The organism is Caulobacter vibrioides (assembly GCF_002858865.1).
Taxonomy (GTDB): domain Bacteria; phylum Pseudomonadota; class Alphaproteobacteria; order Caulobacterales; family Caulobacteraceae; genus Caulobacter; species Caulobacter vibrioides.
Window position 1 is genome coordinate 96,265 of the sequence record NZ_PJRR01000008.1, and the last position, 13,578, is coordinate 109,842.

At 66.6% G+C, this 13,578-nt stretch carries 17 protein-coding genes and 1 pseudogene; 5 read left to right on the forward strand and 13 right to left on the reverse strand.

The genetic code is table 11. The features are described from left to right. Positions 1-15: 15 nt before the first annotated feature. On the reverse strand, positions 16-1,833 hold the full coding sequence (locus tag CVUC_RS04550; RefSeq protein ID WP_164468280.1) for a PAS domain-containing hybrid sensor histidine kinase/response regulator: 1,818 nt from the start codon (positions 1,831-1,833) through the stop codon (positions 16-18). Positions 1,834-1,952: 119 nt separating this feature from the next. Further along, positions 1,953-2,882, reverse strand: a complete 930-nt coding sequence (locus tag CVUC_RS04555; protein WP_096033830.1) for a M20/M25/M40 family metallo-hydrolase — start codon at positions 2,880-2,882, stop codon at positions 1,953-1,955. A 159-nt stretch (positions 2,883-3,041) separates the two neighbouring features. On the opposite strand from CVUC_RS04555, the gene CVUC_RS04560 reads away from it, so the two are divergent. Genes CVUC_RS04560 through CVUC_RS04575 form a run of 4 tightly spaced genes read left to right on the forward strand, consistent with a single transcriptional unit; the run spans position 3,042 to position 5,009 of the window. Beyond that, the gene (locus CVUC_RS04560) at positions 3,042-3,278 is read left to right on the forward strand and encodes a BolA/IbaG family iron-sulfur metabolism protein (protein WP_096033831.1); all 237 of its coding nucleotides are present in this window, start codon (positions 3,042-3,044) and stop codon (positions 3,276-3,278) included. Between the two features lie 13 nt (positions 3,279-3,291). Then, positions 3,292-4,182 (forward strand): hypothetical protein, encoded by an 891-nt coding sequence (locus CVUC_RS04565; protein WP_010920361.1) that lies wholly within the window; start codon positions 3,292-3,294, stop codon positions 4,180-4,182. Positions 4,183-4,231: 49 nt separating this feature from the next. Further along, a complete protein-coding gene (grxD, locus tag CVUC_RS04570) occupies positions 4,232-4,573 on the forward strand; it encodes a Grx4 family monothiol glutaredoxin (protein WP_096033832.1) in 342 nt (113 codons plus the stop codon). Positions 4,574-4,589: 16 nt separating this feature from the next. Then, positions 4,590-5,009, forward strand: coding sequence for an acyl-CoA thioesterase (locus tag CVUC_RS04575; protein ID WP_010920363.1), 420 nt, complete (start codon positions 4,590-4,592; stop codon positions 5,007-5,009). Between the two features lie 400 nt (positions 5,010-5,409). On the opposite strand, the gene CVUC_RS04585 is transcribed toward CVUC_RS04575, so the two are convergent. The 10 genes and pseudogenes from CVUC_RS04585 to CVUC_RS04625 form a co-directional block, all read right to left on the reverse strand. Further along, positions 5,410-5,787: a hypothetical protein gene (locus CVUC_RS04585; RefSeq protein ID WP_096033834.1), complete on the reverse strand. Its 378-nt coding sequence runs from the start codon at positions 5,785-5,787 to the stop codon at positions 5,410-5,412. A gap of 67 nt (positions 5,788-5,854) precedes the next feature. Beyond that, positions 5,855-6,805: a zinc metalloprotease HtpX gene (gene htpX, locus CVUC_RS04590; RefSeq protein WP_096033835.1), complete on the reverse strand. Its 951-nt coding sequence runs from the start codon at positions 6,803-6,805 to the stop codon at positions 5,855-5,857. A gap of 9 nt (positions 6,806-6,814) precedes the next feature. Then, a complete protein-coding gene (locus CVUC_RS04595) occupies positions 6,815-7,135 on the reverse strand; it encodes a zf-TFIIB domain-containing protein (protein ID WP_010920367.1) in 321 nt (106 codons plus the stop codon). Positions 7,136-7,399: 264 nt separating this feature from the next. Continuing rightward, positions 7,400-8,017 (reverse strand): 30S ribosomal protein S4, encoded by a 618-nt coding sequence (gene rpsD / locus CVUC_RS04600; RefSeq protein WP_010920368.1) that lies wholly within the window; start codon positions 8,015-8,017, stop codon positions 7,400-7,402. Between the two features lie 171 nt (positions 8,018-8,188). Continuing rightward, complete coding sequence (locus CVUC_RS04605; protein WP_010920369.1) at positions 8,189-8,569, reverse strand: hypothetical protein; 381 nt, start codon at positions 8,567-8,569, stop codon at positions 8,189-8,191. Between the two features lie 79 nt (positions 8,570-8,648). Beyond that, positions 8,649-8,951 carry a type II toxin-antitoxin system RelE/ParE family toxin gene (locus tag CVUC_RS04610; protein ID WP_096033836.1) on the reverse strand — a complete coding sequence of 101 codons (303 nt, stop codon included), beginning with the start codon at positions 8,949-8,951 and terminating at the stop codon, positions 8,649-8,651. Then, complete coding sequence (locus CVUC_RS04615; protein WP_024265819.1) at positions 8,903-9,079, reverse strand: antitoxin protein relB-2; 177 nt, start codon at positions 9,077-9,079, stop codon at positions 8,903-8,905. Before CVUC_RS04615 ends, CVUC_RS04610 begins: the two co-directional genes overlap by 49 nt. A gap of 47 nt (positions 9,080-9,126) precedes the next feature. Continuing rightward, the gene (gene fghA / locus CVUC_RS04620) at positions 9,127-9,960 is read right to left on the reverse strand and encodes an S-formylglutathione hydrolase (RefSeq protein WP_096033838.1); all 834 of its coding nucleotides are present in this window, start codon (positions 9,958-9,960) and stop codon (positions 9,127-9,129) included. A gap of 16 nt (positions 9,961-9,976) precedes the next feature. Continuing rightward, positions 9,977-10,089, reverse strand: a pseudogene (locus CVUC_RS20290) (hypothetical protein); the annotation flags it as partial. Between the two features lie 19 nt (positions 10,090-10,108). Continuing rightward, entirely contained in the window at positions 10,109-11,218 is a 1,110-nt protein-coding gene (locus CVUC_RS04625) for an S-(hydroxymethyl)glutathione dehydrogenase/class III alcohol dehydrogenase (protein WP_096033839.1), read from the reverse strand. Between the two features lie 118 nt (positions 11,219-11,336). Between CVUC_RS04625 and CVUC_RS04630 the strand changes: the two genes are divergently transcribed. Continuing rightward, positions 11,337-12,215, forward strand: coding sequence for a LysR family transcriptional regulator (locus CVUC_RS04630; RefSeq protein WP_096033840.1), 879 nt, complete (start codon positions 11,337-11,339; stop codon positions 12,213-12,215). Here the strand turns inward: CVUC_RS04630 and CVUC_RS04635 are convergent. After that, entirely contained in the window at positions 12,212-13,498 is a 1,287-nt protein-coding gene (locus tag CVUC_RS04635; RefSeq protein WP_096033841.1) for a DUF1254 domain-containing protein, read from the reverse strand. The two genes, CVUC_RS04630 and CVUC_RS04635, sit on opposite strands and share 4 nt — an antisense overlap. Between the last annotated feature and the right edge of the window lie 80 nt (positions 13,499-13,578).

Below are 13,578 nucleotides of genomic sequence, written 5' to 3' on the forward strand. Positions count from 1 at the left end.
GAGCGCGCGGCCTGTTCAGGCCGCGTGCGACCTTCCTGACCATCGCGCGACCGCCTCCAGCAGCTTGGCGGGGCTGATCGGCTTGCCCAGGTGGTCGTCCATGCCGGCGGCCATACAGTTGGCGACCTGTTCAGGCAGGACATTGGCGGTCATGGCGATGATCGGCGTCGAGGCGCCGCGGGCGCCTTCCATGGCGCGGATCTCGCGGGTTGCGGTCAGGCCATCCATCATCGGCATCTGCACGTCCATCAGCACCAGATCGTAATGCCCCTGGCGCATGGCCTCCACACCCGCGACGCCGTCATTAGCGGTCTCAATGGCGACGCCGAAGGGCTCTAGAATGGCGCAGATCAGCTCGCGATTGACCGCATTGTCCTCGACCAGCAGCAGCCGTACGCCCGCATCGGCGTCAAGGGGCGAGGTTTCCACAGCCTCCTGGGTCGGCAGGTCAGCCAGCGGGCCGCGCACCTCGAACCAGAAGGTCGAGCCCTGGCCCTCGACGCTGTCGACGCCGATACGGCCGTCCATCCGCTCGATGATCCGCCGCGAGATGGCGAGACCCAGACCCGTGCCGCCAAAACGTCGCGAGACGGCGGCGTCAGCCTGGGAGAACCGGTCGAAGATGTTCTCGCGATGCTCTGGCGCAATACCGATGCCCGTGTCGGTGACCTCGCCACGCAGCACGGCCTGATCGCCGTCGATCGTCTGGCGCAGGGCGACCGTGATGGCGCCGTGCGACGTGAACTTCACCGCATTGGACAGGAAGTTCAGCAGCACTTGGCTCAACCGTGGCCCATCGAGGTTCATCGGCTTGAGGCCCCGAGGGGCGCGCACCTCGACCGCCAGACCCTTGGCCTCGGCGCGTTCAGCCACAAGGCCCGCGCAGGACGACGCCATGGCGGCGGGATCGAACGGCGCAGGATCCAGTTCCAGCCCCCCCGCCTCAAGGCGGGAGAAGTCCAGCACATCGTTGACCACGCTGAGCAGGGTGTTGCTGGCGTCCAGGATATGGCCGACCTGACGGGCGGCGATCTTGTTGAGATTGCGCGAGCGACGCAGCACCTCGGCAAAGCCGATGATCGCCGTCAGCGGGGTGCGCAGCTCGTGGGTCATGTTGGCCAGGAAATCGGACTTGGCCGCCGACGCCGCCTCGGCCATTTGCAGGGCCTTGGCGATGTCCAGTTCAAGGCGCTTACGCTCGGTGATATCGCGCGAGGTGACCAGCAGAATGCCCGACCCGTCGCCCAGCAGAGAGTAGGTGCTTTCGACCCAGATCCGCGAGCCATCCTTACACAGGCTCTCGTAGTCGGCGCTGACCGGCTCACCGCCCGGTTCAAGGCTGCGGATGATGCCCTGCACCCGCCTGAAGTCAGCCTCGCCCACCAAGGCCGCGGGAGGCAGGGCCATGAACTCCTCAAGCGTATAACCCGTGATGCGCTCGATGCTGGGCGAGCTGTAGAGCCGCTCGCCCAGGGGGGACCAAAGGGCGACATGGTCGGTCAGATTGTCGCCCAGCAGGCGGTAGAGGCGATCGACCTCGCGATACTTGGCGAGCGCGACCTCAGCGTCCTCGATGGCGTCCTGCTTGGCGTCGAGACTGGCCTTGAGCTCGGCGTGCATGGTTTCGAGGCGCAGGCGCTGGCCTGCCAGCCAGTACGACAGAGGCGCGGCGATGATGGTCGAGATAACCAGCGTGGCTATCGGAACATAGGCCGCAGGCTCGTTCAGCAGCAGGATCGTGACGATGTAGTCCATCGCCATGGCGACGCCCACAATGAGGCAGACCGCGGGAACGGCTCTGAGGATCCGGACTCTGATGGCGGCCGGGTTGATCGCGGGGCTCCTGAGGTCGTCGGAATCACGATGACGCCCCAAGAGTAGGGACAGATGTCCCCCCCAGCCAGAGCGGAGACAATCCGTCGCGGCCAAGATCGTGGCCGAAAACAGCTAAATCAGCGGCCAGCGCTCTTGGCGACATCGTCCAGCGAGGCGTCCAGCGCCCGGCTGGCCTGCACCACCGTGGTCACCGAACGCTTGAAGAAGTCCTGCGGGATCGTCGCGAAGTCATCGCTCGGGCGGTGGTACTCGGGGTGATCCTCGACCCCGAAATAGACCCACGGCACACCCTTCTCGCCGAAGGCGTAGTGGTCTGACTGCGTGGTCCAGTTGTTCTGGGGTCCGTCGGCGTCGGTGTCATGACCCAATTTCAGCGCTACCGGCGCGGTCGCGGCGACGCGCTCTAGGATCGGACGCAGGACCGGGAACGGCGACGCGCCGGCGACGAAGAGTTCGTTCTTCGTGTTCTTGCTGAGCATGTCGAAATTGATGTTCAGCGCGATCGACTCCCGGGGAACCGGGGGCGCGGCCATGAAGGCCCGCGCGCCGCGCAGTCCGCTCTCCTCGGCGTCGACCACCGCGAAGAGGACATCGTGCTTGGGGCGCTTGGCCTTGAAGGCCTCGGCCACCGCCAGCAAACCCGCAACGCCGGACGCATTGTCGTCAGCGCCGTTGTAGATCTCGCCGTTGCGGACGCCCAGATGGTCGTAGTGGGCGGTGACCACCATGACCTTGCCAGGCTTGGTCCCCTTGATCCGGGCGATCAGATTCACGCCCTGCACGGTCGAGCCGTCTCGCTTGGAGAAGCTGAAGCCATGCTCAAACCGGTCGCCGACCGGCGCCAGCCCAATCTCGGCGAACCGCGAGAGAATGTAGGCGCGCGATTTTTCCGAGCCGGGCGTGGCCACGCCCCGCCCCTGCATATCGTCAGCCGAGAGGATACGGACATCGTCGAGCGCCTTGTCGCCAGGGCCAGCAAAGGCCGGGGACGCGAGCGTCAGGAAGACAGCGGCGAACAGACTCAAGGAACGGCGAGAAGCGATCATGGGCGCTACATGGCCCGGAGCGGGCGCCACATTCAATTAATTCTCGGTCATAACGATGAGTGGTTTTATAACTAGGGTTGTAACCTGTGGGCCCGGGGTATGGCCGTTTTTAAGGAATCCCGGTCACATAGGTCGTTGAAGGATCGGAGTAGCTGACCCGTGCCCATGTCTCACGCCGAGCTCGAAGCCCGCCTGGTCGCGGCCTTTCCGGATTCCGAGATCGTGCTGACCGACCTCGTCGGCGACAACGACCACTGGAGGGCTCGAATCGTGTCGCCGGCCTTCAAGGGCCTGCCGCGTGTTCGCCAGCACCAGCTGGTCAACCGAGCCCTGGCCGACGTTCTGGGCGGGACCCTGCACGCTCTGGCCCTCGAAACCGCCGCCCCCACCGAATAGGAGCCTTCGCACCGTGCGCTATCGTCCCTTCGGTTCCACGGGCGTCGCTGTTTCGGCGTTGACCCTGCGCCTGGCCGATAACCCTCGGCTCCGGGCCAATGATTGGCGCGCCCTTGTGTTCACGGCGCTCGAGAACGGCGTCAACAGCTTCCAGATCGACGGCGACGCGCCCGAACTGCTGAAAGGCGCGGGCGAGGCCTTTGCGTCGGTCGAGCGTCACCTGCTGTTTCTGACCTGGCGGCTCCGTGGCGACGCCAAGCAGCTTGGCCCGCATACGCTGGACGCTTTGAAGCGATCGGCCTTTGAGGGCCTGTCGCTGGACTATCTGGATCTGCTGCTGATCAACGATCCGCAATCGGCGTCGCTGCCCATGGCTTTCGAGTCCGGCCTCCAGGACCTGCAGAAAGGGCGTGCGCTCAGGGGGCTGGGCGTCGCCAGTCGCGGCGATATCGATCCGGGCCTCCTGGCCAACGACTTGGTGACCGCCGTCTCGTCGCCCTACAATCTCTCGTCGGGATGGGCCGAGCGCCACCGCATTCGCCAGGCCTCCCAGAACAATTTCGCGGTGATCGGCGAGGACTTCTGGCCCCAGGCCCTGCGAGAAGTCGCCGACAAGGCTCCGCCCAAGCCTTCGTTCTGGCAACGACGCACCGATCCGCTGGCCGATGTGGGCGGCTACGAGTTCCTGACCAACACCCCCGGCTGGAGCGCCGAGGACATCTGCCTCGGCTACGCCCTGACCGAGCCGTCGCTCGCGACGGTGCGCGTCACCGCCGATAATCGTCAGGAGATCGAGCGCCTGGCCGCCGTGGTCGAGCGCGACCTGCCCACCGGCGTGTGCGCCCAGATCGAGATGGCCCGTTTCTCGGCCCAGGAACGCGAGAAGGCGGCCCGTCGCCCTTGACCCCGGCGCGCGCGGCGCCTAGCTGACAGAAGTCTCCTAGGATACCGACATGACCGACGCCGCCGCCTCCCCCGCCCTGGACTTCATCGCCAAGACCGTCGCCGATCACCCGGTGGTGGTGTTCATGAAGGGCGTGCCGGATCAGCCGCGCTGCGGCTTCTCGTCGGTGGTGGTGCAGATCCTGGATCACCTGGGCGTCGAGTTCGTCGGCGTCGACGTCCTGCAAGACGAAGACCTGCGCCAGGGCGTCAAGACCTTCACCGACTGGCCGACCATTCCCCAGCTCTACGTCAAGGGCGAGTTCATCGGCGGCAGCGACATCGTCCGCGAGATGTTCCAGTCGGGCGAGCTGAAGACCTTCCTGACTGAACAGGGCTTGATCGCCGCCTAAAGGCGGCCGTCTCGGCATGAGCCGCCTGTTCGTCCCGCCGTCGGACGCCTACACCCTGACCTTCACGCCCAAGGCGTCGGACATCGACGCCAACGGCCATGTCAACAACGTGGTCTATCTTGGCTGGGCGCAGGATCTGGCCATCACCCATTGGGACGCCTGGACCACGCCGGAGGAGCGCGCGCCCTGGAGCTGGGTCGCGCGCCGGCACGAGGTCGACTATCGCCGCGAGCTTCTGCCCGGTGAAGTCGCTACGGGATACACGTGGGTGGGCGAGCTTAAGGGTCCGCGCTTCGAACGCTATATCCGCATCGATGGGCCCGACGGCGAGATGTGCGCCCAGGTCCGCACCGACTGGGTGCTGATCGACATCGCCGCCAAGCGACCCGCCCGCGTGCTGCCCTGGATGATCGAGCGCTTCACGCCGAAAGGCTGAAGTAGACGCCGCAAGCCTCCCGCCCCGCTTGCGGGGGAGGGCTCACGCTCGTCGAATATCTCAAATCGACCGACCTCCCCGGCGAATGCCGGGGCCCAGATTCATCCGGAGAGGTTTGGGCTGACGCGCCATCGGGACCAGCCAAGATCGTTCACGCTTGTGGGTTCGATCTGGATCCCGGCATTCGCCGGGAAGGTCGGGTTTCTGGAGGGGCTAGAGGCTGTTACCGACCCTAGCGGGACGCCCGGCGCCGTGCGTCCTTCGAGGCGCGCTCAGGAGCGCGCACCTCAGGATGAGGTGTTCAGCAAAGCCGTCCTCATCCTGAGGTGCGAGCCGCAGGCGAGCCTCGAAGGACGCACCGAGCCCCCGTCTGGGAGCGCCTCAGAACCTCTCCGCGCGTTCAGGTTCGTGGCGCGATGGGGTTGGCCACGACGATCCGATCCCGCGCCGAAAGACCAAGGTCCACGTAGCTGAATGACAGCGTCGCCTCCCCCTTGGCCCCGCGACAGGTCTCCAGCCGCCGACGCGCAAAGGCGACCACCGCGCGGCCCCGATCGCGATCGACCCGAAACACGAAATCAGACTTCGCCGCGCAGCCTTGGGATCGCACGCGGATCGACAACCCCTCGCGGCCAGGCGTCACGGACAGCAGGGGTTCAAGTTCCGGCCAGGTCTCGCCAGGTTCGGGCGTCGATAAGGTCGGCAGGGTCGCGCAGCCCGCCAGCGAGAGGGCGGCGAGCGTCCACATGAAAACTCTGCGTGAAGGCACGCCGCTCACCGATCCTCAAAGCGCATGATCCGCCTTGAGGATCGCAGCAGCGCAGCGCGCTGACCAGAGGCCCAGATCAGCTCCAGGGGCCGCCGCGCTCGCCGCTCAGCGGCACGCTGGACGACGTCGTCGCCGCCATAACCGGGCGACGCGCGCCCCGCTCCACGCCCAGGCGCATCAGGGCCTCGACGCGGTTGTGGGTCGCCGGGTGGGTCGAGAACAGGTTGTCAGCGCCCTTCCCGGCCAGCGGGTTGATGATGAACATGTGGGCGGTGGCCGGATTGCGCTCGGCCTGGACGTTCTCATAGCCGCCGCGGGCATAGGCCTCGATCTTCTGCAGCGCGCGGGCCAGAGACTCAGAGTCGCCGGCGATCTGCGCGCCGATGCGGTCGGCTTCGTACTCGCGCGCGCGGCTGATGGCCATCTGCACCAGCATGGCCGCGATCGGCGCCAGGATGGCGATCAGGATCGCGCCGATCATGCCGCCCAGGCCGCCGCCGTTGCCCTCTTCGTCGCGCGAACCGCCGAAGAAGAAGGCGAAGTTGGCCAGGGCCGAGATCGCGCCGGCGATGGTCGCCGTCACGGTCATGACCAGGGTGTCGCGGTTCTTCACGTGGGCCAGCTCGTGGGCCATGACGCCACGGATCTCCTCGCGCGTCAGAAGCTGCAGCAGGCCGGTGCTGGCGGCCACGGCGGCGTGATCGGGGTCACGGCCGGTGGCGAAGGCGTTAGGCTGGGCGCTGTCGATGACCGTGATGCGCGGACGCGGCAGGCCGGCCGAGCGGGCCATCTCGACCGTGTCGATCACATAGTTGCGGATCAGCGGCTCGGGATGGCTCTCGTCGACCTCGACCGCGCCATAGGTCCGCAGCACGATCTTGTCGGCGTTCCAGTACGAGAACGCGTTCATGGCCAGGGCGAAGACCAGCGCGATCATCATGCCGGTGGCGCCGCCGATCAGGAAGCCCGCGCCCATGAACAGGGCCGTCAGGCCCGCCAGCAGCGTGTAGGTCTTGAAGTGGTTCATCGTCTTTCGTCAGTCGAAGATGTCGAACAGGTCGAAACGCTTCTTCTTGTGGTGGCCATAGGAGCCCTGGCGACGGTAGTCGTCGTCGTCGTGGCGCTTTCCGCTATGCCCATGCCCATGCCCGTGGTCATGGTGATGATCGGGCCGGCTGTAGGGCTTGGGCTGGCCATAGACCGCCTGGGTCTCGTCACGCTCCATCGCCATCAGCTTCTCAAGCTCGCCCCGGTCCAGCCAGACACCCCGGCAGCGCGGGCACATGTCGAACTCGACGTTAGAGCGCTGCACGGACTGCATCGAAGCGTCGCAGTTGGGGCACATCAGAAGCGGCATAGGAACCTCCGGTCCAAAAAAGGATGCTCGGGTGTCCTCGATGCGAGGCGGCGCCTTTTGGGGAGGGGGGCTAGGCGGCCGGACCCAGACATCGAGAACACCCGATGCGGTCCGACATCACAAGCGCTTGCATCGCTCGCCAGAGGGGCCCGGTCCCGCTGAACCGCAATTAGGCGCCCGCGCGATCCGGTTCAAGGCCTTGGCGCAACAAAAAAGGCCCCGGATCGCTCCGGGGCCTTCTCCGTATCGGTTCGGATCCGACGCTTACGAAGCGTAGAATTCGACGACGAGGTTCGGTTCCATCTTCACCGGATACGGAACTTCCGAGAGTTCCGGAGCGCGGACGAAGGTGGCCGACAGGCTCTTGGCGTCGACCGAGACGTACTCGGCGAAGTCACGCTCGTTCGAGGCGACGGCTTCGAGGACCAGAGCCATGTTGCGCGACTTTTCGCGGACCTGGATCACGTCGCCGGCCTTGCAGCGGTACGACGGGATGTTCACGCGCTTGCCGTTCACGGTCACGTGGCCGTGGTTCACGAACTGGCGGGCGGCGAACACGGTCGGCACGAACTTGGCGCGATAGACGATGGCGTCCAGGCGCGACTCGAGCAGAGCGATCAGGTTCTCCGAGGTGTTACCCTTGCGACGGGCGGCTTCCTCGTAGGTGCGCGAGAATTGCTTCTCGGTCAGGTTACCGTAGTAGCCCTTCAGCTTTTGCTTGGCGCGCAGTTGCAGACCGAAGTCCGAAACCTTGCTCTTGCGGCGCTGGCCGTGCTGGCCGGGACCGTACGAGCGCGAGTTGACCGGGGACTTCGGACGGCCCCACAGGTTTTCACCCATGCGGCGGTCGATCTTGTACTTGGCGCTATGGCGCTTCGACATAGTCAGTCTTTCAAAACGATCCGGGCCGGCTCCCCTTTCGGGGCGCGATCGCAACGGCGGCTTCGGGTCAATCCGTCATAAGGTCATCGCGCCGCGCGGCGAGCCGGCGGCTTGAAGGCGCGGTTTATGGGGGAGCGGCGGCGGAGAGTCAATCTTCCGCCGCCCTTGGGCTTACGGCCGCACCAGCGGGTTGCGCACGCGGATCTTGCCGCCGCGCTCGACGCCGAACGCGTCCAGCGGATAGCGCAGCTCCACCCCCTCGGCGATCAGGGCGCGGCAGTTGTCGGGGCGCTTGCGCACGAACGAGAAGCTGGTCAGGCCATCGCGGCGCTGGGTCTCGACCGAGAAGTCCTCCTGGCGCGTGCAACCGTTGGAGCTGACACGCACCACCAGATCGGCGCCGTCGACCCGCGCGGCCATGAGGGGGTCAAGCGGCTGGCCGCTTCCCTGCACTGTCACCGGCTCATGCCGGACGTCGTCGGCGTCGATGATCACACAGGCCGAGGTGCTCAGGCCCAGGGCGATGACGGCGGCGATCGATGCGAGTTTCATGCTGGTGTCCCCTCTTTTTGGTCAGCTTGACCGTGAGAGGACCGCTCGCCGCCTGAACCCAGGATGAATTACGAAAAAGTCACAACCGGGCGGCGTGCCGGATGCGGACGATATGCACCAGATCGTCAGCCACATAGTAGCGGATCACATAGGGCGGAACGACGACCAACTCCCGGAGCGTCGCTGTTGCCAGGCGGCCGCGCTCGGGATGCTCCGCTAGGCTGTCAGCAGCGGTCTTGAGCCGTAGAGCCATGCGCTGGGCCGCGAGCGGGCTGAATTGGCCAATATAGTCGCGGATAGCCGTCAGATCGGCCAGCGCACGCCAAGTCCAGACTACTTGCGCCACGTCTCGGGCGCGGGCTTTTCTTCGGGCGTCCCCCAAGTGTCGAGCCAGGCGGAGACCTCTTCGTGGGGCACAACGCGGCCGGCTGCTATGTCAGCCATGCCTTCCGCATCGGCGGCCTCTTCGGCTTCCGCGTCAATCTCGAAGATGGACGGCTCGGGGACCATGAGACGAGCATAGCATATCGCCATACCCTCTCAATGCCGCCCCGGGGTCACAGCCTTTGAGCGTGAAACGCCAGGTGATCGCCGATGAAGGTCGAGATGAAGAAGTAGCTGTGGTCATAGCCGTCCTGTCGGCGGACCGTGACCTTGCGGCCGGCCTTGGCGGCGGCGGCTTCGATCAGCTGCGGCTTCAGCTGGTTTTCCAGGAAGCTGTCGGCCAGGCCCTGGTCGATCAGGATGTCGTCGAACCCAGCGCCCCTGCCGTCCTCGATCAGAGCGCAGGCGTCGTAGGGACGCCAGGCGGCGCGGTCGGGTCCGAGATAGGCGCTCAGCGCCTTGTCGCCCCACGGGCAGTTCAGCGGCGAGACGATGGGCGAAAACGCGCTGACCGACTTGAAGAGCTCGGGGTGCTTGAGCGCGATGGTCAGGGCGCCATGGCCGCCCATCGAGTGTCCGAAAACCCCCTTGCGCGCGCCGTCCAGCGGGAAGGCGCCCTCGACGGCCGCCAGAAGATCGCCGGTGACGTAGGAATGCATCATGAAGTGCGGCGCCCACGGCGCCTGGGTGGCGTCGACATAGAAGCCCGCCCCCTGCCCCAGGTCATAGGCCGGATCGTCGGCGACGCCTTCCCCGCGCGGAGACGTATCAGGCGCGACGATCGCGATCCCGTGCTTGGCCGCGTGTTCGTAGACCCCCGACTTCACCGTGAAATTGTCCTCGGTGCAGGTCAGGCCCGACAGCCAGACGAGGTACGGGAAAGGGCCCTGCCCGTCCGGAACCCACACCGTGAACTTCATCGGCGTGCCGGTGCTGGTGCTGTCGTGGCGGCAATAGCGGAGGGTTCCGCCGTGGACGCGGTGGGTGGAGAGGGTTTCGACGGTCATGGGCTTGCTCGATCGTTCCTTCTCCCCTTGCGGGAGAAGGTGGCCTGCGAAGCAGGTCGGATGAGGGGTCTCTCAGAACCGTCCGCGAAACCCCTCATCCGTCGCCTGCGGCGACACCTTCTCCCGCAAGGGGAGAAGGGGGAAGTTCCTAGAACGTCACCACGGTCCGGATGCTCTCGCCCGCGTGCATCAGGTCAAACGCCTTGTTGATCTCGTCCAGCGGCAGGACGTGGGTGATCATCGGGTCGATCTGGATCTTGCCGTCCATGTACCAGTCGACGATCTTGGGCGTGTCGGTGCGGCCGCGCGCGCCGCCGAAGGCGGTGCCCTTCCAGACCCGGCCGGTGACCAGCTGGAACGGACGGGTCGAGATTTCCTTGCCCGCCTCGGCCACGCCGATGATGATGCTCTCGCCCCAGCCGCGGTGGCAGGCTTCCAGCGCCGTGCGCATGACGCCCGTATTGCCGGTGGCGTCGAAGGTGTAGTCGGCGCCGCCGTCGGTGAGGGCCACCAGGTGCGCGACGAGATCTCCCGACACGTCCTTTGGGTTGACGAAGTGGGTCATGCCGAACTTGCGGCCCCACTCTTCGCGGTCCGGATTGATGTCGACGCCGACGATCATGTTGGCGCCGACCAGCTTCAGGCCCTGGATGACGTTCAGGCCGATGCCGCCCAGACCAAAGACGATGGCGTTGGCGCCCGGCTCGACCTTGGCGGTGTTGGTCACCGCGCCCACGCCCGTCGTCACGCCGCACCCGCAATAGCAGGCGGTCTTGAACGGCGCGTCGCGGCGGATCTTGGCGACCGCGATCTCGGGCAGGACCGTGTAGTTCGAGAAGGTCGAGCAGCCCATGTAGTGATAGATCGGCTGGCCCTTGTACGAGAAGCGGCTGGTGCCGTCCGGCATCAGGCCCTTGCCCTGGGTCGCGCGGATCGCCGTGCACAGGTTGGTCTTGCCCGACAGGCAGCTTTTGCACTGGCGGCATTCGGGCGTGTAGAGCGGGATCACGTGATCGCCGACCGCCACGCTGGTCACGCCCGCCCCGACCTCGACCACCACGCCCGCGCCCTCGTGGCCCAGGATCGAGGGGAAGATGCCCTCGCTGTCGAAGCCGTCCAGAGTGTAGGCGTCGGTGTGACAGACGCCGGTGGCCTTGATCTCGACCATCACCTCGCCGGCCTTGGGGCCTTCCAGGTCGACCTCGACGATCTCCAGCGGCTTCTTGGCCTCGAACGCAACAGCGGCGCGGGTCTTCATCGAGATGTCTCCCTCAGGGTGTTTCGGCGATCTTGGTACGCCTGTGCGGCCTTGTCGATAATCCCGCACGACGCAAAACATTGTTGCAATAGCGGGATAGTCAGCGCACCTGTCCGACATGAGCCGCTGGGACGGGATCGACGAATTCGTGGCGACGGCCGAGGCGGAGAGCTTCTCGCGCGCCGCGCGGAGGCTGGGACTGTCGACCTCCGGCGTCAGCCGCGCCGTCGCCACGCTGGAGGAGCGGTTGCAGACCCGCCTGCTCTACCGCACCACGCGCCGGGTCAGCCTGACCGACGCCGGGCGTGCATTTCTGGCCAGGGCGCGACGGCTGATCGCCGAGCGCGACGAGGCCCTGGCCTCGGTCGGCGAGGACGACGGCGATCCGCGCGGCCTGCTGCGGATGACCTGCTCGACGGCCTATGGCGAGCGCTTCGTGGTTCCGGCGGTGAACCGCTTCATGCTGTCCCACCCCAAGCTGGCCCTCGAGATCGACCTCGACGACGCGGTGCGCGACATCGTCAGCGAAGGCTTCGACCTGGCGATCCGTTTTGGTCGGCTGACCGACAGTCGCCTGATCGCCAAGCGCCTGGCCTCGCGCACCCGGCGTCTGTGCGCGGCCCCGTCCTACCTGACCCGGGCGGGGACGCCGCGCTCGATCGCCGACCTTGCGGGTCACGTCTGCATCCTGGGGGCGGCGGATACCTGGCCGTTCCGCGACGGCGAACGCGAGATCGCCTTCAAGCCGCAAGGACGCTGGCGCTGCAACAGCGGCCAGGCGGTGCTGGACGCCGCACTCCTGGGATTGGGCGTTTGCCAGTTGCCGAACTTCTATGTCGACGCGGCCATCAGCGACGGCCGCCTGGTTCCGCTGCTCGAAGCCAACCGGCCTGCGGACGAGGGCGTATGGGCCGTCTATCCGCACCTGCGGCTTCTGCCGGCCAAGGTCCGACTGCTGGTCGAGCACCTGGAAGAGGCTCTGAGCGGCCAGGGTTAGACCTTGACGATCGCGGGAAACCGGAAGCGCCCGTCCAGCATCTCGGCCTTGGGCAGATAGGCGCGAAGATAGAGGGCGAAGGGACCTGCCGTGGGCGCGGGCAGCCAGTTGGCCGTCTTGTCGCCGCCCGGATCACTGCGGCCGATCCAGATGTCCAACGACCCGTCGGCATTGCGCTGAAGGCCCTTTGTGCGGTCGCCGATCGTGTAGCGATGGATCGGGTTGTCGGTGAAGAAGAACTGGCCGTCGGCCGTCGCCTCGTACATCGACAGCGACCAGAAGCCGTCCAGCGGCAATTGCGCCGGTAGGGTCAGGCGATAGAGGCCCTCGCCCGCGAAGGTTCCAGAGCCATCGTCGCCCGCGGCTTTCAAGTACATGGCCTCGGCCACCGGCAGCGCGCCCAGCCCCTGCAGGGCGACGATGGCCCGATAGACATAGTCCTGGCCATAGTCGCCCAGATTGGCGCGTGGAGACGACCAGCCGTTGATGAAGGTCTGCCGCCCCTGGGCCAGAAGGGTGATCATCCGCGCCTGCTGGACCCCCGTCGCCGCAGCGGCCTCATCAAAGGGGCCCGCGCCCAGGAAGGCGGCGGTGCGCTTGAGGATCCGCAGGTCGGTCGGCGGGGCCGGATTGCTGGCCAGCAGCGCGCGCGCCGTGGCGAAGTAGTCGGCGGGCTTGGCGTCGCGCGTGGCGTAGGCGGCGACAGGCGCCCCCGCCGGTCCCTTGAGGCTGAAGCCGTCCTGCGCCTTGTGGGCGGCCACCAGATCCTCGCCGCCGTCGGTCAGGGCCCGGATCAGGAGCCAGGCATGCGGCGTCGCGATCCGCGTGGGATTGGGCCCGCTCGACGCCTGCCCAGGCCCGACCAGGGTGAAGGTCCCACCCTCGCCCCCGACGGTGCGGGTGCTCAGCACGACGTTGTTGTTGGTGAACATGTCCATCACCGCCACCGAATAGTAGCGCTGGCCCAGCGACGGGATGGTCAGGGTGACGGGCCCCTTGGTCAGGTCCAGGAAGGCCGACGAGTACAGCGTGTCATTATTGGGCGTGGTCACCCAGCGGGCCTTGTGGTCCGACAGGGTCCGGGTATGGGCCAGGGCGTTGATCGCCGCGCCGGGGTTTTTCAGCAGCCGCGCCCGCGTCGTGGCCATCTCGATCAGCGGCAGGGCGTAGAGATAGGCCTCCCGCGCCGCCTTGGCGTCGCCCTCGGCGGCCTGGACGGCCGACACAAGCGCGGGCGAAAGGCCCAGCGCGCCGGCCATGGCCAGCCATTCCCGACGGTTCATTCCGCCCTCCCCAACATTTGTTTGAGAGCAGTTGAACGCGGGACGTCGCACGGCGCAAGCGCCGTGCGACGCTGTTTGGG